General features: G+C 58.6%; 17 protein-coding genes. 6 read left to right on the top strand and 11 right to left on the bottom strand.

What is annotated here, in order from left to right; all coding sequences use genetic code 11:
* Nucleotides 1-20: 20 nt before the first annotated feature.
* Nucleotides 21-2,501: a glycerol-3-phosphate 1-O-acyltransferase PlsB gene (gene plsB, locus MWU49_RS03150; RefSeq protein WP_246967971.1), complete on the bottom strand. Its 2,481-nt coding sequence runs from the start codon at nucleotides 2,499-2,501 to the stop codon at nucleotides 21-23.
* 212 nt (nucleotides 2,502-2,713) lie between these two features.
* On the opposite strand from plsB, the gene MWU49_RS03145 reads away from it, so the two are divergent.
* Nucleotides 2,714-3,583 (top strand): Dyp-type peroxidase, encoded by an 870-nt coding sequence (locus MWU49_RS03145; protein WP_246967968.1) that lies wholly within the window; start codon nucleotides 2,714-2,716, stop codon nucleotides 3,581-3,583.
* A gap of 206 nt (nucleotides 3,584-3,789) precedes the next feature.
* The gene (gene ccoM, locus MWU49_RS17725; RefSeq protein ID WP_281502017.1) at nucleotides 3,790-3,918 is read left to right on the top strand and encodes a cytochrome c oxidase subunit CcoM; all 129 of its coding nucleotides are present in this window, start codon (nucleotides 3,790-3,792) and stop codon (nucleotides 3,916-3,918) included.
* A gap of 129 nt (nucleotides 3,919-4,047) precedes the next feature.
* On the opposite strand, the gene MWU49_RS03140 is transcribed toward ccoM, so the two are convergent.
* The 10 genes from MWU49_RS03140 to map form a co-directional block, all read right to left on the bottom strand.
* Nucleotides 4,048-5,643 (bottom strand): aldehyde dehydrogenase family protein, encoded by a 1,596-nt coding sequence (locus MWU49_RS03140; protein WP_246967965.1) that lies wholly within the window; start codon nucleotides 5,641-5,643, stop codon nucleotides 4,048-4,050.
* Nucleotides 5,644-5,859: 216 nt separating this feature from the next.
* Nucleotides 5,860-7,956, bottom strand: coding sequence for an FUSC family protein (locus tag MWU49_RS03135; protein WP_246967962.1), 2,097 nt, complete (start codon nucleotides 7,954-7,956; stop codon nucleotides 5,860-5,862).
* A complete protein-coding gene (locus tag MWU49_RS03130; RefSeq protein WP_246967959.1) occupies nucleotides 7,946-8,779 on the bottom strand; it encodes an HlyD family secretion protein in 834 nt (277 codons plus the stop codon). Before MWU49_RS03130 ends, MWU49_RS03135 begins: the two co-directional genes overlap by 11 nt.
* Nucleotides 8,780-8,786: 7 nt before the next feature.
* Entirely contained in the window at nucleotides 8,787-8,987 is a 201-nt protein-coding gene (locus MWU49_RS03125; RefSeq protein WP_246967956.1) for a DUF1656 domain-containing protein, read from the bottom strand.
* Nucleotides 8,988-9,499: 512 nt separating this feature from the next.
* On the bottom strand, nucleotides 9,500-10,639 hold the full coding sequence (gene dapE / locus MWU49_RS03120; RefSeq protein WP_246967954.1) for a succinyl-diaminopimelate desuccinylase: 1,140 nt from the start codon (nucleotides 10,637-10,639) through the stop codon (nucleotides 9,500-9,502).
* A gap of 198 nt (nucleotides 10,640-10,837) precedes the next feature.
* Entirely contained in the window at nucleotides 10,838-11,872 is a 1,035-nt protein-coding gene (gene dapD, locus MWU49_RS03115) for a 2,3,4,5-tetrahydropyridine-2,6-dicarboxylate N-succinyltransferase (RefSeq protein WP_246967952.1), read from the bottom strand.
* 35 nt (nucleotides 11,873-11,907) lie between these two features.
* A complete protein-coding gene (locus MWU49_RS03110; protein WP_246967950.1) occupies nucleotides 11,908-12,255 on the bottom strand; it encodes an ArsC family reductase in 348 nt (115 codons plus the stop codon).
* Nucleotides 12,256-12,458: 203 nt separating this feature from the next.
* The gene (gene dapC / locus MWU49_RS03105) at nucleotides 12,459-13,637 is read right to left on the bottom strand and encodes a succinyldiaminopimelate transaminase (RefSeq protein WP_246967948.1); all 1,179 of its coding nucleotides are present in this window, start codon (nucleotides 13,635-13,637) and stop codon (nucleotides 12,459-12,461) included.
* A gap of 3 nt (nucleotides 13,638-13,640) precedes the next feature.
* Nucleotides 13,641-16,313 (bottom strand): [protein-PII] uridylyltransferase, encoded by a 2,673-nt coding sequence (locus tag MWU49_RS03100; protein ID WP_246967946.1) that lies wholly within the window; start codon nucleotides 16,311-16,313, stop codon nucleotides 13,641-13,643.
* Between the two features lie 81 nt (nucleotides 16,314-16,394).
* A complete protein-coding gene (map, locus tag MWU49_RS03095; protein ID WP_246967944.1) occupies nucleotides 16,395-17,171 on the bottom strand; it encodes a type I methionyl aminopeptidase in 777 nt (258 codons plus the stop codon).
* Nucleotides 17,172-17,467: 296 nt separating this feature from the next.
* On the opposite strand from map, the gene rpsB reads away from it, so the two are divergent.
* The 4 genes from rpsB to frr all read left to right on the top strand — a co-directional run bounded on the left by rpsB (nucleotide 17,468) and on the right by frr (nucleotide 20,726).
* Nucleotides 17,468-18,226 carry a 30S ribosomal protein S2 gene (rpsB, locus tag MWU49_RS03090; RefSeq protein WP_246967942.1) on the top strand — a complete coding sequence of 253 codons (759 nt, stop codon included), beginning with the start codon at nucleotides 17,468-17,470 and terminating at the stop codon, nucleotides 18,224-18,226.
* 62 nt (nucleotides 18,227-18,288) lie between these two features.
* Nucleotides 18,289-19,167, top strand: a complete 879-nt coding sequence (tsf, locus tag MWU49_RS03085; RefSeq protein WP_246967940.1) for a translation elongation factor Ts — start codon at nucleotides 18,289-18,291, stop codon at nucleotides 19,165-19,167.
* A 232-nt stretch (nucleotides 19,168-19,399) separates the two neighbouring features.
* The gene (pyrH, locus tag MWU49_RS03080; RefSeq protein ID WP_202560329.1) at nucleotides 19,400-20,137 is read left to right on the top strand and encodes a UMP kinase; all 738 of its coding nucleotides are present in this window, start codon (nucleotides 19,400-19,402) and stop codon (nucleotides 20,135-20,137) included.
* 31 nt (nucleotides 20,138-20,168) lie between these two features.
* On the top strand, nucleotides 20,169-20,726 hold the full coding sequence (frr, locus tag MWU49_RS03075) for a ribosome recycling factor (protein ID WP_246967937.1): 558 nt from the start codon (nucleotides 20,169-20,171) through the stop codon (nucleotides 20,724-20,726).
* Nucleotides 20,727-20,730 lie beyond the last annotated feature (4 nt).

Below are 20,730 nucleotides of genomic sequence, written 5' to 3'. Positions count from 1 at the left end.
AGCTGGGTTTCGAGCCTCAATCAGAAAGTTTGATTGGCGCTGGCCACCCTGGTCACGCGCTGAATTGCATCGCTGATGTCCGGGCTGAGAATACGGTTGGCTTCATCATCCAGGGATTCCAGCTTGGGATCGAAAATCAGTGCTCCGGCGCCGTCGGTGGTGACCAGGCCTGTACTGAACAACTGGCTGATAAAGTTTTTCAGCACCACCTTGTCGAAGAATTCCGGTGAATTGAACTCGTACAACAAGGAAAGACGCTGAGCTGTCTGGTGGGCGAGTTCACCCAGTTGCTCTGCATTGAGCATCCCTGAGCCATATTGCACCAGCAGGCGGATGGTCAGGTAATAGCGTTCCAGAGAGGGCATCACTGTCTGGCCCAGATGTTCCAGCAGGTCGGCCTCGTGAGTGTGCATTGGTGCGCCTGACAGATTCTGTCCATCGCGCCTGATTAACTGACGCTGTTCCAGTACAGCAACCATTTCATCAACGGCGTTGGCCAGTTCCTCTCCTTCTTCCCAATGCAGGAAATATTCATTGCGCAGGAAGGGGTAGAGTAATTGCACCATTCTCTGCAGGGTGTCACGGGGGATGGAACGGGCATTCATCACCAGTGAGCAAATCAGACCTGGCAGGATGAACAGATGCACGCTGTTATTGCGCACATAGGCCATCTGCAAAGCGGTCTTCTCGTCGGTGGTAACCACATCACCGAGCTTGTGCTGAATACGGTCAAGGAAGTCGTTTTCCAGTCCATAGTCAATCAGTGATTGGGCATCTTCGTTGGCAATGGCAGCATAGCGGCTATACGGCGCCTGCTTTAGCAGAGCGATATACAGGCCCAGCTGTTCACGCAGCTGGGCAATATCCATAGTGTGCTTGGGGGAAGCCAGCAGGGCCAGGCTGAGCAGATTGACCGGGTTAGCCACGGCGGCTGCGTTGATGGACTCCACGACCTGCTGTCCCAGTTCATCGACCACATGTTTGAACCAGGGCGGGGTGTCATTGGTCACTGGTGCTTCCTGGCGCCAGTTGCCATGGTGCTGGTCGAGAAAATCCACCAGTTTGATGGGCTCACCAAAGTTCACGTGGACCTGGCCGAAATAGCTGCGCAGCACAGACAGCGATTTCATCAGACCGCCGACGGATTCTTTCTGTTTCTTCTCGCCGTGCAGTTCGCCGATATAGGAGCCGGATTCGATCACCTTCTCATAGCCAATGTATACCGGGACAAAGGCAATCGGTTTGCGGGAATCGCGCAGGAAGCTTCGCAGGGTCATGGCCAGCATGCCGGTACGGGGCTTGAGCATGCGGCCGCTTCGGCTGCGTCCACCTTCCACGAAATACTCGATGGAGAAACCGCGGGCAGTGATGGTATGCAGATATTCGCTAAAGACACTGGCGTAGAGCGGGTTATCGCGAAAGCTGCGACGCATGAAGAAGGCGCCGCCCCGGCGCAGGATGGTGCCTACCACGGGCAGATTCAGGTTGATGCCGGCAGCAATGTGCGGAGGAACCAGCCCATTGCGATAAACCAGGAAAGATAGCAGCAGATAATCGATGTGACTGCGATGGCAGGGAACATAGATCACCTCATGGTCCTCGGCCACGCTGGTCAGGTTGTCCATGTTATAGACGCGTAGCCCGCCATAAAGCCGGTTCCATACCCAGTTGAGGAACAGCTCAAGGAAGCGGATTACCGTGTGAGAATAATCCGCGGCAATTTCCATCACATAACTGCGAGCCTTGGCTTCCAGTTTTTCCGGGCTGGTTTCCTGGCGTTTGGCTTCCGCACGAATGGTTTCCTGTACGGAAGGGGCTTCTACCACGGTATTGGCCAGGGTGCGGCGGTGCGACAGGTCGGGACCGATGGCCGCTTCGCGCTGGCGGCGGAAGTGGACACGCAGGATACGGGATGCCTTGCGTACCGCCTGTTCATCGCTCTGGCATTGATCCACCAGAGTGCGAAGGGACATGGGCTGATTGAATTTCACATACAGCTGACGGCCCTGGGTGATAATAATGAAGAACTTCTTGATGAAGCCCGCCGGTGACCAGTTGTCAGAGAACAGCAGCCGCCAGAATGAACTCTCTTTTTCCGGTCTGCGCCCCCAGAACACAGAAACGGGCACCAGTTGTACATCCGCTTCCGGGTTCTCGCGCAGAGCGGCAACCATTTTTTCCAGCCGGGGAGGGGATATGGGCGAACTTTGGCGACGATTGCTGAATTGGCGGCGGTAAAGCTGGAAGTAGCTGTGGCGTAGCCGGGTCTTGCCCAGGGTAAGGCCACCAAGGGCAGAAGACAGCCCCAGTTGACGGGCCGACTGGTCTGCGGCAGCCGCATCTGAAGCGGAGCGGTCACGCAGCACATAGACCACCGGCATATTGGGTTTCAGCTGCAGATCGGCCGGCTCGGCAGGCAGAGCGTTAGCACGTGTACACAACCGTAGAAAAATGCGGATCAGGAAGAAAGCCAGACGATCCAGACCAAACCAGGGATTCATAGCGAATATCAGTTAACTAATGTGTGCCAATCTTAGCGGATGGACCGCTGACGGAACACCAGCGGATATTTCATTTTGTTTCAATTGTGCATGAAATGACATCCCCCCGGGGCCGTATCATTTGGCCTGGCGGCAATAGGGGATAATCGCGAGGCATTCACTGCCCGGGCTGCTACACTCTGGGTAGCGATAACATGGATAAGGAGTTGCCGGTGTCGACACCGCAAGCGGGTATTTTTGACCGCAGTTTTCAGTATCATCTCTTTTTTGAATTCTGCCTGACCAGTGGCCTGACGGACGCTGCGGTGCGAGAACTGGTGCAACGTATCAATGCGCTCAAGCAGGAAGGCACCCCGGTCATGCTGGCCTTTGGCCCCAATTTGTGGGCGCGTCTGGATAACCGTTTCACCTTCCCGCCGTTCTCCCTGGAAGGGCATGTGCCCGCCACTCAGGGAGATCTGTGGATCTGGGTCCAGGGCACGACCCGCAGCGATGTGTTCGACACGGCCATGCTGGTGCGCGATGCGGTTGGCGATGACCTGGCGGTGCAGCTGGAGCTCACTGGCTTTGTCTATCACGACATGCGTGATCTGACCGGCTTTGTGGATGGCATCGGCAACCCCACCGGGGAAAAGGCCGAGCTGGCCACCTTCATCCCGGATTCCCATCCCGGCGCCGGTGGCAGCTGGTTACTGACCCAGAAATGGGTTCATGACCTCAAGGCGTTCAACCAGCTTTCGGTGGAGGAGCAGGAGCGGGTATTCGGCCGAACCAAGGCCGATGCGGTGGAATTCGACGAGGACAAGATGCCGGCCAATTCCCATGTGGGTCGAACCGACGTGGATCGCGATGGCGTACCTCAGAAGATGTGGCGCCGATCCGTTCCCTTCGGTGATACCACCGAACACGGGCTGTATTTCGTGTCCTTCGCCTGCGAGCTGGATCGTCACGATTACCTGCTGCGGCGCATGTACGGCATCGCCGACGACACCATCAAGGACCGCCTGCTGGACTTCTCCCGCCCGGTGATGAGTTCCTGGTGGTATGTGCCGACGCAGGATTGGCTCGATGGGGTCAGTTAACAGTTAATAGTGCGCGGATCTGGATCCGTGCCGCAGATACGAAAGAGGCCGCGCCCAGGCATTGGGCGCGGCCTCTTGTGTTTGGGGGGATCGGTATTTCGCTGTGGGGCCTCCCTGAGGCCGATAAGGCTTGACCTTGATCCAGATCATGACGCTCTTTGCGGGGCGGTCTATCTTGGAGATATCAGGATAGAGGAGAGACAGTCATGTACACCGATCATATGGTTCTTGCCAGCCTTGCCGTCATCGGTGGGGTCTTTCTGTTTGCCGGGTGTTTCGCCCTGTTCATCTGGCTGGACGCCGGTAACGACGAAGAAATCAGCGACCAGAAGTAGTTCTTTTCAATCCATTCTTCAAACGCAAAAGGCCGCGCCCAATGCCTGGACGCGGCCTCCTGCCTATCTAGTACACGCGAGCGGTGCCCGCGCGCTGTTCACTATTCACTGTTAACTGTTCACTGCCTGTCAGGTTTTCCAGCGCGTAAACATCTTCCGCACCAGGAACGGTGTCAGTTTCAGTGATGCCCCCAGCAACTGGCCGATGCCTTTCGGGAATACAAAGTGCAGGGCATTCTTCAGGCCGTTGTAGGTGGCTTCATCGAACGGGTACCAGAAGATATTGCGTTTGGAGGGCAGGATATCCCAGTTGATGGCTTTGGCCTGGGTCATCTCTTCCAGTCCTTCCGGGCCGTGGGTGCGGCCAATACCTGATTCCTTCCAGCCACCCCAGGGCGTTTCTGACAGACCGTGGCTGTAGAGGTGATCATTGACTGTAGTGACGCCTGACTCCAGGCGGGCACCGATGGCGCGGCCGCGTTTGTTATCGCGGGTCCACACGGAGGAGGTGAGGGCCAGATGGGAGGCGTTGGCCTTTTGAATGGCTTCTTCCTCGTTGGCGACCCGCTGTACCGCAACCACAGGTCCGAAGGTTTCATCGCATACGGTGAGCATGTCGTCGGTGACCTGGGTTAGTACCGTGGCCGGGAAGAAAAAGCCGTTTTCCACGTCACCTACTGGCCGGGACTGGGCCTCGATACGGGCGCCCTTGGCCAGGGCATCTTCCACGTGCTGCTGCACTGTGCGCAGCTGCCCGGCAGTGGTCAGGCTGCCGATGTCCACGTCGAACCCCTTGCAGCCGATCCCATGGCGCAGCTGACGGGTCTTGCGGGACAGCAGATCGACGAATTCATCGTACACCGCATCCACCACGTAGATGCGCTCCACACCGCCACAGCTTTGCCCTGCGTTCTGGAAACCGGCCCAGGCGGCACCGTTGGTGGCGCGCTCCAGATCCGCATCTTCCAATACGATCATGGGGTCGTTACCGCCCAGTTCCAGGGACACCGGGGTCAATGTCTGGGCTGCCTGCGCCATCAGCGTCTTGCCGGCAGGCACACTACCAGTGAAGAACAGCTTGTTGACGCCATTATCGAACATGCCGGTGGCGACTTTGGAGCCGGAGCCGACCACGTGGTGGAACAGTCCTTCCGGTAGCTCACCGGCAGCAATGATGTTCTCAATGGCGCGCCCCACTGCCGGGGTAGCTGCGGCCACCTTGAGGATGATGGCGTTGCCGGCCATCAGGCCCATGACGATTTCGCCGAACGGAATCGACAGCGGATAGTTCCAGGGGCTGATAATGCCCACCACGCCCAGCGGCACTCGCATCATATGGGTACGCTTGTTGAAGAACAGGATGCTGCCGCCAGGACGGTTTTTCTCTTTCAGGTGTTTCTCGGCATTTTTTGCATACCACTTGCACGCCAGTGCGCAGGGCAGCACTTCTGTCGCAAGAGCATCTGTGAGTGTCTTGCCATTGCTCTCGCTGACGGTGCGGGCCAGATCGTCGGCACGGTCGACAATGTACTCGCGCATCAGCTGGATATGACGGGCCCGTTCCTTGAAAGACTTGGCCGCCCAAATGGCCTGGGCCTGGCGAGCTTTGGCAAAGATGTCCGGGAGTTGTGAGAGATCGGTTTCCTTGAGCTCTGCCACAGCGGTGCCGGTGGCCGGGTTGGTGTCGACGACGACACCGGTCTGAATCTGTTCCTGGGCGGTCATGGGGTTGGCTCCATAACGGCAGGCCGCCGCGCGGCCTGGTGGGGGGATCGGGTTGGGCTACAGCCCTCAAGACCACTAGAAAACCATAGAGTAGACACTCTGGCTAGGGCTGTATGGGCCGTTTTGAGTGTCCCTGCGGCAAGAGTTTCTGAAGCAGGGGAGGCTTCTGCATAGCCGCTGATGAATTCCTGTGGGAGCTGCTTATGATCGTACCGCTCAAGAGGGCAGGCCTGAGGGCGCAGGAACATCTTCGGGCTGCCAGTCCGGTCCCAGTCTATCCGCCAGGCGAGGGAAGGTCAGGTTGATCCGCTCCAGCGCGCCGGCGATCTGTTGCCGCTGGCGGTGGGTAATGGAAGGCGTGTCAGCCATGGCGGCCAACAGGGTATTCGACGCCTCACTGAAGCGCTGGTCGGTGGCGCCGAAGGCCGACAGCTGATAGGCGGATGCCAGGGCATGCTGCCAGTCTGCCGCGGCTGTGCGCAGCGCATCGCTGGGATGGGCAGGGATCCGGCTGTGGATCCACAGGGAGACCTGGCCCAGGTTCAAACCGGTGAGCCCAAGGTCGGTGTAATGACGCCTGCTTTCTGGCAATGCCTTGTCGCAAACCGTTAGCCAGCGAAGCCGATCCGCCATGCGTGAATTCAGCCATTCTTCGCGCAGATTGGCAGGCTGACCCAGCAGGGTATGCAGGTCGATGGCGGTGTCTCTGACCAGCCGGCGGCGCAAGCCTGCACCATTGGGAGGAGTGATCAGCCGGAACATCATAAAGGCCAGAAACAGCCCCAGCGTAATGGCGAGGGCATTGCTGGCGACCCGGGCGATATCGAAATCCATCTGGGTGCCAGGCTGTACCAGAATGATAAAGGGGGTACAGAAACCCAGCCCGTAGGGCAGGGTTTCCCTGCGGCTGATGGCAAGCAGAGCCACAAAGATCGGGCCTCCCAGCCCGAGAATCAGCAGCAGGAAGGTGTTATTGGCCATTGAGATCAGCGGCAGGCTGAGGAACAGGGCTGCCGGCCCGGCCAGAGCCGAGGTGATGGTGGCGCGTTTGAGTACTTTGTCCGGCTCGGCCAGGCGGGCAAACATGATGGTAAAGATTACCGGCATGATCATTAGCATGATGGCCATGGGGCTGGCTGTACCGATCCACAGAATACTGGCTATCAGGAATACCAGGGCGCTACGCAGGCCCACGGCGGCGGCTACCTGCCAATCGCGATAGGGTTTCAGGGTCGGTGCTCTTAGCTGCATCTCCTCAGCGGAGTAGAGCGCCCGGTTGGCTTCCAGGGCCAGGATGAGATCACTAGTCAGGTTGCGGGCCACCAGAAACAGGCGTCTTTGCAAGGCAGGTGCATCTTCCGGTTGCTGCTGCCTGGCCTGTTTCAGGTAACGGCGTAGCGCCTTGGCCTCGGTCATGGCCTGCTCGGCAGAGGGGGTTTCCCGCATGGCGGTGAATGCGGTGCGCAGCACCACCAGAAGCTTGCGCATTTCATCCGTCATCAGGTCGTCGTGATAACGCATCAGGCGCCCGATCACCCGGCTGCGGGCCACCAGAGAGAGGGTCTTGTGGCAGATTACCGTGGCAGCCCTGGCCCGACCTGGGCCCTGGCTGCCTTCATAGGTGACGGCAGAGCTGTCGTCACTGAGGGCAAAAATGTCCTGCAGTAACTGATCCACCTGGCGGTGACGGCGGTCATGGGTGCCAGCAGGATCCAGTTCCAACTCAAGATAGGCGAGGGTCTGGTTGAGGGCATTGCGGGCATGGCTGCGTAGCAGGCCTTCCACTCGTGCCGGCCAGAACAGATTACTCACCAGGGTCGCACAGACGGCCCCCAGGATGATCTCGCTGACCCTCGCCGTGGCCACGTGGAAAATGCCGATGCTGGAGGTGGCATGGGGGTTGGCAATGGGGATCACCACAATCAGGCTGGCGGTGATGCCGGCCATGGCAAAGCCATAGATGAAGTTGGCCTGGCGTACCCACGCAGAGGCTGCGGCATTGATGCCGATCCAAAGGGTCAGGGCGGCAATGGCGAAGACCGGGTAGGGCAGCAGCCAGGCCAGGATCAGCAAGCCCATGGCGCCGCCCACCAGGGTCCCGCCGATCTGGCACAGCCCTTTTTCGATCACCAGACCGGTTTCCGGACGGATCTGCAGGAAAACGGCGGAAATCAGCGCCCAGTAAGGGCGCTCAAGTTGTAGCTGCATGGCCAGGTACAAGGCCAGAGCCATGCTGAGAATGCCCTTGCAGGCAAAGATCACCGAACGCCGGTCCGGCGTTAGCACCGTTGCCAGTGAAGGGTTAATCGTCATGCAGGCGTACCGTGGCGGTCATGCCAGCGGCGAGCAGGATGTCGTCGGGAATGCTGTCCAGTTCGATATGCACCGGGATGCGCTGTGCCAGCCTGACCCAGTTGAAGGTCTGTTGCACTTCCGGGAGCAGCTGCTGGTCAGTACGGGTATTGGCGTTGGCAATGGCCTGGCCCACGCTGGTGACCTTGCCCTGTAGAGTGTGCGCGCCGTTCATCAATACCACCGAGGCCTGTTGGCCAATGTGCACCAGTGGCAGCTTGGTTTCCTCGAAATAGCCAGTGACGTAGAAGCTGTCGGCCTTGACCATGGACAGTACCGGCTTGCCGCGCTCGGCAAAGTTCCCTTGCTGGAGAGTCAGGTTGACCACGGTGCCGTCGGCGGGGGCGCGCACTTCGGTGCGTTGCAGATCCAGCTCCGCACTGGTCAGTGCGGCGCGGGCCATGTCCAGATCGGCACTGGCCAGCTTCACGTCCAGGGCGGCTTGCTGCTTTACTTCACCGCTGCTCTTTTCGCGTTTCAGTTCGGCCAGGGCGAGACGGGTCTGGGCAACCTCCAGCTGGGCCCTGGCCCGGGAAACGGCGGCCTGATAGCGCTGGGGCTCTAGCCGCAGCAGCAGGCTGTCACGACTTACCGTCTGGTTGTCGGTGATCGGCAACTCGGAGACCCAGCCTGACACATCCGGAGACAGGGTGATGATCTGGGCGCGTACCTTGCCGTCACGGGTCCAGGGGGCATAGAGGTAATAATTCCAGATCCAGTTGCCTGCGATGATGGCGAGTATGACGACTGCCACGGTGATCATTATACGAACAGGTTGCGACATGGAATCCTCAGCTCAGCAGGCCCAGGATCAGGGCCAGATAGCAGACAAACAGCGATAGATAGAACCAGGGGCCTTTCCAGATAGCCCGGTGCCAGCCCAGCTGGCGCAACAGCAGCCAACTGGCTGCGGTACAGGCCAGGGCCACCAGCACAAACAGCACCATGGGGCTGACCAGCAAGCCGCCAACCGGAATTTCATGCAGCCACATTGTTGTCCCCGGTGATGATACTTTCGGACATGGTAGCGGATATTGGCAGGGGGCTGTAGGCGATCCGGGCCTGGGCGAAGAATCTGTGGGAGCTTGCCTGCAAGCGATCCGAGTTTAAGCGAGGTAAAAAGATTCGAGTTGCGAGTACCGAGTTACGAAAGGCAAAAAGAGAAGCCGGGATAGATGTTTGGGTTTGATCTTCGAGATACGCTTCGTGGATCCTTGCCGGGCCACCCAGGCGAATCTACGAAGTCGCTGTAGGAGCTTGCCCGCAAGCGATCCGAGCCCTGGCGAGGAAATGAGTTTCGAGTTACGAGAAGCGAGTTTCGAAAGGCTGCACCCCTGCTACCCATTCCGCTTTTGATTTTCGAAACTCGTTACTCGAAGCTCGCTTCTGGAATCCTTACCTCGCTTAGGCTCGGATCGCTTGCAGGCAAGCTCCTACAGCGGGGTATAGCGAGGGATTTACAGACGCAAAAAGGCCCGCCCGTAACCGGGCGGGCCTTTTTGCGTCAGGCGTCAGGCGTGCCCATCAGGTTCTCCAGCAGGCGCGCGTAGATCGCTGTCAGCGTTTCCAGTTCGCTGATGCTGGTGTGTTCGTCCACCTTGTGGATGGTGGCATTGATGGGGCCCAGTTCCACCACCTGGCTCCCGGTCGGGGCGATGAAGCGGCCGTCGCTGGTGCCGCCGGCGGTGGACAGTTCGGTATCGCGGCCGGTCACATCACGGATGGCATCCACGGTGGCGTTGACCAGGGCGCCTCGGTCGGTGAGGAACGGCTGGCCGGACAGGGTCCAGGTCAGGTCGTAGTCCAGGCCATGCTTGTCCAGAATCGCCTCGGTACGTTCGCGCAGGATGGCGTCGGTGAGCTCGGTAGAAAAACGGAAGTTGAAGATCACTTCGCAGGTCCCGGGAATCACATTGGTAGCGCCGGTGCCGGCGTTGATATTGGAGATCTGGAAGCTGGTGGCGGGGAAGAATTCGTTGCCGTTATCCCATTCTGATGCTGCCAGTTCTGCCAGAGCAGGTGCGGCATCATGGACCGGGTTGCGGGCCAGGTGCGGGTAGGCCACGTGTCCCTGGATGCCTTTCACTACCAGTTTGGCGCCAAGGGAGCCGCGGCGACCATTCTTGATCACGTCGCCGACTGTGTCGGTGGAAGAGGGCTCGCCCACCAGACAGTAGTCGATATGTTCGTTGCGCGCCTGCAGGGTTTCTACCACCTTGACGGTGCCGTTAACGGACGGGCCTTCTTCATCGGCAGTGATCAGCAGGGCGATGCTGCCGGGGTGATCCGGGTTGGCAGCCACAAAATCTTCGATGGCCACCATCATGGCAGCAATGGAGCCTTTCATGTCCGCGGTGCCGCGACCATAGAGTAGATCCCCTTCCTCGGTGGGCGTGAACGGATCGTACTTCCAGGCAGACACATCACCGGTGGGCACCACATCGGTGTGCCCGGCAAAGGCAAATACCGGGCCTTCGCTGCCGCGCCGCGCCCACAGGTTGCGCACTTCCTCGAACCACAGGGTTTCACACTCAAAGCCAAGGGCTTCCAGTTTTTCGATCATCCACTCCTGACAGCCTTCGTCCTCAGGGGTTACGGAGGCGCGGCGGATGAGTTCCTTGGTGTAATCGAGGGTGCGGGACATAGGGTTTCCAGTATTGGAGCTGACGTCTTTCGGACCGGGGCGAGAAGCGAGTTACGAGTTTCGAGTTACGAAAGTCAAAATCGGTTTTGATCTTCGCAACTCGTTACTCGAAACTCGCCACTCAACGCCCGTTCGATGCTTCTGCGTATCAATTCGCGGGAACGCCGGCGTGTTGCGTGAAGCGTGCCGCGTGTTGCGTCAATTGTGCTTATGCAGTTCTTCGTTCAGGGCGATGGCGCTCTTGTTGGTGAGGCACTGCACGGCACCGTTGGTGGTGTTGCGACGGAACAGCAGGTCGGACTGACCAGCCAGGTCGCGAGCCTTGACGGTTTCCACGATCTCGCCCTTGTCATCCATCAGCTGCACCTTGGAACCCGCGGTGATGTACAGGCCGGCTTCGATGGTGCAACGATCGCCCAGCGGGATGCCGGTACCGGCGTTGGCGCCGAGCAGACAGCCTTCACCCAGGGAGATGACCATGTTGCCGCCACCGGACAGGGTGCCCATGGTGGAGGCGCCGCCACCGATGTCGGAGCCTTTGCCTACGAATACGCCGGCAGAGATACGGCCTTCGATCATGCCCGGGCCTTCGGTGCCGGCATTAAAGTTGATAAAGCCTTCGTGCATGATGGTGGTGCCTTCGCCCACGTAGGCGCCCAGACGTACGCGGGAGGTGTCGGCAATTCGCACGCCAGCCGGAACCACGTAGTCGGTCATCTTCGGGAACTTGTCCACGCTGTTCACGGACAGTACCTTGCCGTTCAGACGTGCCATCAGCTGACGTTCCTGCAGTTCTTCCAGATCCACGGCGCCTTCGTTAGTCCAGGCCACGTTGGGCAGCAGCGGGAAGATGCCTGACAGGTTTACGCCATGGGGCTTCACCAGACGGTGGGAGATGAGGTGCAGCTTCAGGTAAGCCTCTGGGGTGGAGGCCGGCTCGGCATCGGTTTCCAGTACGGTCAGTACCACCGGGCTGCCAGATTCCTGGAAGGCAACGGCATAGCTGGCTTCATGTTCGAAACCGGCTTCGCGCCATTCGCGGGCAATGTGCTGAACCTGACGGTGAGTCAGTTCGATGGCCGCATTGCCACCTTCATAACCCAGTTCCTCACGGATGACTTCCACCAGCTTGTTGTCCGGATTGATAGCCGGATCCGGGTAGTAGACTTCCAGCCAGTTGTCGTTGCGGTTCTTGGTGCCGCAGCCCAGTGCGATGGCGAAATAGTTGCTCATGAGGTCCTCTCTGTGAAATCGGTTGCGCAGGGCGCTTATTGCAAAAGTGCTTGCCACTCGTCGGCCTTGAAGCCGGCGGTGAGAATCTTGTCGTTCTGCAGAATCGGTCGCTTGATGATAGACGGATTCTCCAGCGCCACGGTTACCGCCTTGTCGGCATCCATGGTGTCCTTGGTCGCATCATCCAGCTTGCGCCAGGTGGTGCCACGCTTGTTGATCACGGTTTCCCAGCCCAGGGCATCCAGCCATTGCTTTAGGGAAGCTTCCGGCACGCCTTCCTTCTTGTAATCATGGAAGTGATAGGCCACACCATTGTCATCCAGCCATTTCATGGCTTTCTTCATGGTATCGCAGTTCTTGATACCGAAGATTGTCAGTTCCATGTTTCTTCCTTTCCAAACCTTTCCGTAGGAGCGTCGCTGGCGGCGCGATTCCACACCTGGATCAAAAGCAATTTCACCACAGAGCACACCGAGGCACAGAGAAAGCCCATTATTTTATCTCAGTGAACTCTGTAACCTCTGTGGTAAACCGCCTTTAAAATGACGGCAGTAATCGCGCCGCGAGCGACGCTCCTACGGGTATGTCAGAGTGTATCCAGCAACGCCTTGATGCGTTTCGCGCCTTCGACACATTCTTCCAGCGGTGCCACCAGCGCCATGCGTACCCGGTTCTCGCCAGGGTTCTTGCCGTTGACGGTGCGCGAGAGGTAGCGGCCGGGGAGGACGGTGACGTTCTGCTCGGCCTGCAGCCGTTTGGCAAATTCTTCATCGCTGATCGGCGTCTTCGGCCACAGATAAAACCCGGCCGCCGGGGCGGATACCTTAAGGGGGCCGCCGAGAATGTCCAGCACGGCATCGAATTTTTCCCGGTAGAGAGCCCGGTTGGCCTCCACATGGGTTTCATCATTCCACGCGGCGATGCTGGCCAGCTGGTGGTGAATGGGCATGGCACAGCCGTGATAGGTGCGGTAACGCAGGAAGCGCTTGAGGATTTCGCTGTCGCCGGCGGCGAAGCCGGAGCGCAGCCCTGGCAGGTTGGAGCGCTTGGACAGCGAGTGAAAGACCACGCAGCGGCGATAGTCATGACGCCCCATTTCCGCACAGGCTTCCAGCAGGCCGGCTGGAGGCTTGTCCCGATAAATCTCCGAATAGCACTCATCCGACGCGATCACGAAGTCGTACTTGTCAGCCAGCTCGATGAGGGCCTTGAGCTGGGATTTGCTGAGTGTAGCGCCGGTGGGGTTGCCCGGGGTGCAGATGAACAGCAACTGGGTGCGAATCCAGGTGTCCTCGCTGACTGCGTCGAAATCCGGCTGCAGGCCGGTGCTGTCAGTGCAGGGCAGGTACATGGGTTCGCCACCGGCGAGCAGGGTGGCCCCCTCATAAATCTGGTAGAAGGGATTGGGCATCAGTACCAGCGGCTGGCGCTGTCGATCAACCACCGCCTGGGTGAAGGCAAACAGGGCCTCGCGAGTACCGTTGACTGGCAGGACCTGGCTGGTATCGATGGTCTGCAAGTGAAAGCGCCGCTTGAGCCACTGGGCGATGGCCTCGTTCAGTTCCGGCAGACCCGCCGTGGTCGGGTAGTTGGACAGGCGCGCAGTATTGTCCTTGATCACCTGTTGCACAAAGTCCGGCGAGGGGTGCTTGGGTTCCCCGATGGACAGGGCAATGGGTGACTTGTCCGAAGCGGGCAAGCCACTGAACAGGGCCTTGAGTTTCTCAAACGGGTAGGGGTGCAGCCGTTCCAGATCTGGATTCATGGGTTACTGGTTTCCGTTGTTCTTGTCGTCGAGCTCTTGTCTGAGGGTTTCCTGCAGTTCCTGGCACAGGGCAGGATCGGAAACCGGCTCACCATCGAGATCGGTAATGAAGAAGACGTCCTCGGCGCGCTCGCCAAGGGTGGCAATACGGGCATTCTGCACCAGCAGCTCGAAACGCATGAAGATACGGCCGATGTGCGCCAGCAGGCCCGGGCGGTCGAGGGTCTGGATATCCACTGCGGTGCGGTCGTTGACGATATCGTTGCTGATGATGACCTGGGTCGGTACGTCAAAATGCTTGTTGCGACGCGGCATGCGTCGGCTCACGGTGCTGGCGAAACGCTCCGGATGCTTGAGGGTTTCGGTGAGTGTCTTGCGGATCTGTTCGATACGCGCCCAGTCTTCACCGATGGGTGTGCCCTGCTCATCCAGCACGATGTAGGTATCCAGGCTGAAGCCATCCACGCTGGTGATAATGCGCGCGTCCATAATGGTCAGCCCGAGGGTATCCAGGGCGTTCACGGTGGCGCTGAACAGGTTGCGGGTGTCCGGAGTGTAAATGAATATCTGCGAGCCGCCGGCGATGGAAGTCTGGCTGGTTTCGCCAATCAGAACCAGTGGATCATTGGGGTCTTCCCGGTCGAGCATGGCTTCGGTATGCCAGGCGATATCACGGGGCATTTCCCGCAGGAAGTACTCGTCACCGATGTTGGCCCACAGCGCCTCGATTTCGGCAGCGTCATGGTCCTGGCCGGTGAGCAGCTTCATGGCCTCGTCACGGGTTTCATCGATCCAGTCCTGCTTGTCCACTGGATTGTTCAGCCCGCGGCGCAGGGCGCGCTTGGTTTCGGTGTACAGCTGACGCAGCAGAGAAGCGCGCCAGGAATTCCACAGGGTCGGGTTGGTGGCGTTGATGTCCGCTACGGTAAGCACGTAGAGGTAATCCAGGTGCACCAGATCGCCCACCTTGCGGGCGAATTCGTAGACCACGTCCGGATCCGAAATGTCCTTGCGCTGGGCAGTGACGCTCATCACCAGATGGTTCTTCACCAACCACGCAACCAGTTTGCCGTCCCATGCGCTGAGCCCGTGTCGGCGACAGAAATCCAGCGCATCCACTTCGCCCAGTGCCGAGTGATCACCTCCACGCCCCTTGGCGATGTCATGATACAAGCCGGCGGTGTACAACAATTCCGGTTTGGGCAGGCGATAGAACACTTCCGTGGCCAGCGGGAATTCGTCGCGCATGTCTTCATAGCGCAGCCGGCGCATATTCTTGAGCACCAGCAGGGTATGGGCATCTACGGTATAAATGTGGAACAGGTCGTACTGCATCATGCCGATGATGCCACCGAATTCCGGCAGGTATTTGCCAAGAATGCCGTAGCGTTTCATGCGTCGCATCTGGGTGAACAGGGCGTGGGGGCTGCGCAGCAGCTGCATGAACAGGGCGGTATTTTCCGGGTTGGCCCGGAAAGCATCGTCGATCAGCCGACGGTTGTAGATCAGGGCCCGCACCGTGGCCGCCCGGATTCCCTTGAGGTCCGGGTTCTGAGCCATCAGCACAAAGGTTTCCAGCAGGGCAGAGGGGTGCTGGCTGAACACTTCCGGATGGGTCATTTCCAGGTATTCGTTGCGTACCTGAAAGCGCCGGTTCAGTGGCCGTACCTGTTCGGGCTCATCACTGCGCAGGATGGCTTCATCAAACAGCTGCAGCAGCATTTCATTCAGCACAGACAGGGCCAGTGCTACCCGGTAGAAGCCCTTCATGAAAACTTCTACGCCCAGGTTGGTGCTGGAATCTTCATGGCCCAGGCGTGCGGCAAGCTGGCGCTGATGGTCGAACAGCAGGCGGTTTTCGTTGCGGCCGGTGAGCACATGCAACTGCCAGCGGACTTCCCAAAGGTAATCCAGGCACTTGCGTAGCACCGAATACTCTTCCTTGGTAAGAAACTCGGCGTCCACCAGCGCTTCCAGGTTGTCCGCATTGAAGTGACGCTTGGCCACCCAGGCAATCATTTGCACATCCCGGAGTCCGCCGGGGGCATTCTTGATATCCGGTTCGAGATTGTACTCGGTGTCATTGAAGCGCTTGTGGCGGCCGACCTGTTCTTCCCACTTGGCAGCAAAGAAAGCGGCGGAATCCCACATCTTGTCCGGACCGGTGCGGGCTTCCAGTTTGATGCGCATGTTGTCATCACCGGCCAGGGTGCGCGCTTCCATGATGTTGGTGGCCACGGTGATATCGTCCTGGGCCAGTTCCACACACTGGTCCAGGGTGCGCACCGCGTGGCCGATCTCCAGACCGATGTCCCACAGGAAGGCGACAAAACGTTCAAGGCCTTCGAACAGGGAGTCATCACTGTTGTCGGCGATCAGCATCAGCAGATCCACATCCGAGCAGGGGTGCAGCTCGCCACGGCCATAGCCTCCTACTGCCACCAGCGCCGCATCCTCATGTGCGGCAAGCCCGAACAGGGACCAGGCGGCAATCATTACCTGGTCTACCAGTTCGGCACGGGCATGAACCAGATCGGTAATGTCCGCGGTTTCGAACTGCTGGTTCAGGCGCTCCTGACCCTGTTCAAGATATTGGCGGGCGTACTGGCCGGGTTGGGGGCTCTCCTGCATGGCAGTGAGCAGGGCTTGCTGAGTAAGCACGGGGGTGAGCTGCATTGGGATCCTGTGATGGTAAGGCTGACGAACAGCGGGCGGACTGCAGCATGCAGGACGCGCGCCAGTCGTCAGCAGAGAGTATCAGTACAGGTCGTTTTCTTCGCTGCGAGCGGTAAGCACTTCGTAGCCATCGGCGGTGACGGCAATGGTGTGCTCCCACTGGGCTGACAGCTTGCGGTCCTTGGTGACCACAGTCCAGCCGTCCGGCAGCAGCTTGTTGGCTGCCTTACCAGCATTGATCATGGGTTCGATGGTGAAGACCATGCCTTCCTGCAGCTCCATGCCAGTATCCGGCTTGCCGTAATGCAGGACCTGCGGCTCCTCGTGGAAGCCTTCTCCAATGCCGTGGCCGCAGTATTCGCGCACCACAGAGAAACGCTCACCCTCGGCCATCTTCTGGATACGGTGACCAATGTCTCCCAGTTTTACTCCGGGCTTGACCATCTTGATGCCAGCCATCATGCATTCACGGGTGGTTTCCACCAGGCGCTTGGCGAGAACGGAGGGCTCGCCCACGAAGAACATCTTGGAGGTGTCGCCATGCCAGCCGTCCTTGATCACGGTAACGTCGATATTGACGATGTCGCCTTTCTTCAAGGTCTTGCTGTCGTTGGGGATGCCATGGCAGACCACATGGTTGACCGAAGTACAGATGGACTTGGGGAAGCCGCGGTAGCCCAGACAGGCAGGGATGGCATGCTGCTTGTTGACGATGTGGTCGTGGCAGATGCGGTCCAGTTCCTCGGTGGTGACCCCGGGTTTGACGTACTCGCCGATCATTTCGAGGACTTCTGCGGCCAGTTTGCCTGCCTCGCGCATTTGGGCGATCTGTTCGGGGGTTTTGATAACAACATTCATGGGACTCGAGGAAACTCCAGCGATTTCAGTAGGTTGGCTATTTTTCAGGCCGAAACAAAACAGCAAAAAAGGCGACTTTTCGTTGCCTGGGGCGGGGTGCTGTGGTATAAAGCGCGCGCTTTCCCGCTCTCGGTCTGCTCTGTGGCAATGGTGCTGCATTGTAACCGTCGAAGCAGGGGAAGGAAATCACACATGCCCCGTCACATTGCCCTGGGTGCCTGTCTTCCTTATATAAGGTGAGCCGGGTTGGGTGTATGCGGGGGCGTGGAGGCCTAACCCAAAGTGGAGAAATACCAATGTCCAGCGTAACTATGCGCGATATGCTGAAGGCCGGCGTGCACTTCGGCCACCAGACCCGTTACTGGAACCCGAAGATGAACACCTACATCTTTGGCGCCCGTAACAAGATTCACATCATCAATCTGGAAAAGACCCTGCCTCTGTTCAACGACGCCATGTCGTTCCTGAACAAGCTGGCTGCCAGCAACAACAAGATTCTGTTCGTAGGCACCAAGCGTGCTGCACAGAAGGCTGTCCGTGATGAAGCCATGCGTGCCGGTATGCCCTACGTGGATCACCGTTGGTTGGGCGGCATGCTCACCAACTGGAAAACCATCCGTCAGTCCATCAAGCGATTCCGTGACCTGGAAGCTCAGGCCCAGGACGGCACCTTCGACAAGCTGACCAAAAAAGAAGCGCTGATGCGCAAGCGTGAGATGGAGAAGCTCGAGCGCTCCATCGGCGGTATCAAGGACATGGGCGGCCTGCCTGATGCCCTGTTCGTGATCGACGTGGATCATGAAGACATCGCGCTGCAGGAAGCCCGCAAGCTGGGTATCCCGGTTGTAGCCGTTGTTGATACCAACTCCAACCCGGATGGCGTTGATTACGTGATCCCGGGTAACGACGATGCTATCCGCGCGATCCAGCTGTACGTGAAAGCGGCAGCCGACACCATTCTGGAAGGCAAGCAGTACGCCCAGAACCAGACCGGTGGCGAGAGTGAATTTGTCGAGGTAGAAGGCGAAGCTGAAGGCGAGAGCGCCGAAGGCTGATCTGTTCGGGCAGGCTATCGCCTGCCCGTCTTACCGAAACCAACCGTTTTGAGAGGATAATCATGGCTGCTGTAACTGCTGCAATGGTTAAAGAACTTCGCGAGCGTACCGGTCTTGGCATGATGGAGTGCAAGAAGGCGCTGGTGGAAGCTGATGGTGATATCGAACTGGCCATCGACGAAATGCGTAAGTCCGGTCAGGCCAAAGCGGCCAAGAAAGCCGGTCGTACCGCTGCTGAAGGTGCTGCGGTTGTTGCAACCAATGGCGATAACACTGTTGCCGTCATGGTTGAAATCAACTCCGAAACCGATTTCGTGGCTCGTGACGACAACTTCCTCGGCTTTGCCGACAAGGTTGCTGCTGCTGCTCTGGCTGCCGGCGAAACCGACGCTGCCAAGATCGCCGAGCTGAAGCTGGAAGACGGTTCCACCGTTGAAGAAGCGCGTCAGGCGCTGGTTCAGAAAATCGGTGAAAACATCCAGATCCGTCGTGCTGCCAAGCTGGAAGCCGAAGGTGCCATCGGTGCCTACGTCCACGGTGGCAAAATCGGTGTTCTGGTCGCCCTGAAAGGCGGTAGCGCTGATCTGGGTAAAGACGTTGCCATGCACGTGGCTGCGGTTAACCCGATGGTGGTTAGCGGTGACCAGGTTCCGGCTGACGTGCTGGAAAAAGAGAAAGAAATCATCCGTGCCCAGCCTGATATGGAAGGCAAGCCGGCTGAGATCGTCGAGAAGATGCTCGGTGGTCGTATCAACAAGTTCCTGAAGGAAGTGAGCCTGCTGGATCAGCCCTTCGTTAAGGATCCCAATACCACTGTTGGCGCCCTGGTGAAGGCCGCTGGCGCCGAGATCGCCGCTTTCGAGCGTCTGGTTGTTGGTGAAGGTATTGAGAAAGAAGAAGTCGACTTCGCTGCTGAGGTTCAAGCTGCGGCGAAAGGCTAAGGCTGCCTGTCGATGAGAAAATGACGCCTTGCCGGCTTGCCGGCAGGGCGTTTTTTTCGCCTGTTGATGGGGGGATGTGACTAACTTCCCAGCGGTCAGCCGGCGAAATGAGGAAAGTGCTTGCAACCATCGTGCTTGGCGGTACTGTGAACAGGCCCCGGCAGGATGTGAGAACCGGAAACGGCAACCAACTGAATAATGGCGGGTATTCATGAGTGGCGGAGACTTGGACATGCCGACTAACAAGGAGCGCTCGCCGCGCTATAACCGTATTCTGCTCAAGCTGAGCGGTGAGGCGCTGGCGGGTGACGAAGGATTTGGTATCGATCCCAAGGTGCTGGACGCAATTTCCCTGGAAATTGGCCAGCTGGTCGGTATCGGCGTGCAGGTAGGCCTGGTCGTGGGTGGCGGCAACCTGTTCCGTGGTGCGGCTCTACAGAGTGCCGGCCTGGACCGGGTCGCAGGTGACCATATGGGCATGCTGGCGACGGTAATGAATGGTCTGGCCCTGCGTGATGCGCTGGAGCGCTCCAATATCCGCACCCGTTTGATGTCCGCTATCCCCATGAGTGGGGTGGTGGAGCATTACGATCACCGTAACGCCAACCGTCACCTCAAGAATGGTGAGGTGGTGATTTTCTGTGCCGGTACCGGTAATCCGTTCTTTACCACGGATTCTGCAGCCTGTCTGCGTGGCATTGAAATCAGTGCCGACGTGGTGCTGAAAGCCACCAAGGTAGACGGCGTGTATAATGACGATCCGGAAAAGAACCCGGATGCGGTCAAGTACGACACCTTGACCTACGACGAGGTGCTGGATAAAAAACTGGGCGTGATGGATCTGACCGCAATCTGTCTGGTGCGGGATCACAACATGCCGCTGCGTGTATTTGACATGAACAAGAAGGGTGCGCTGCTCAACCTGATGCTGGGCGGTAATGAAGGCACCCTGGTAGAGGCTGCGCAGTAAGCGTGCCTGAAGAGATGGTGAGGAAATACCAGTGATTGACGATATTCGTGAAGATGCGGAATCCCGCATGAAGAAGAGCCTGGCTGCACTGGATACCGCAATGAAGCGTATCCGTACTGGCCGTGCCCATCCGAGCCTGCTGGACAATGTCACGGTGGACTACTACGGCTCTGAGACGCCGCTCAAACAGCTGGGCAACATTTCCGTGGAAGAAGGTCGTACGCTGACTATTTCCCCGTTCGACAAGAGCCTGATCCCGCAGATCGAAAAGGCCATCATGACGTCGGATCTGGGCCTGAATCCGTCCACGTCCGGCAACCTGATCCGACTGCCGCTGCCGCCGCTCACTGAAGAAACCCGTAAGGACCTCGTCAAGGTGGTTCGTGGTGAAGCCGAGCAGGCGCGCGTCTCCATCCGTAACATCCGTCGTGATGCCAACGGTGATCTGAAAGAACTTCTCAAGGAAAAGGAAATCTCCGAGGACGAATCCCGTCGCGGTGAGGAACTGATCCAGCAGCTCACCGACAAGATGGTGGCGGAAGTCGAGAAGGTTCTGAAAGAGAAGGAAGAGGAGCTGATGACCGTCTGATACG

This window comes from Alcanivorax sp. S6407 (assembly GCF_023016115.1).
Lineage (GTDB): Bacteria > Pseudomonadota > Gammaproteobacteria > Pseudomonadales > Alcanivoracaceae > Alcanivorax.
Note: the sequence above shows the minus strand (reverse complement) of the source record. Positions and strands in the feature narration are given on the sequence as shown.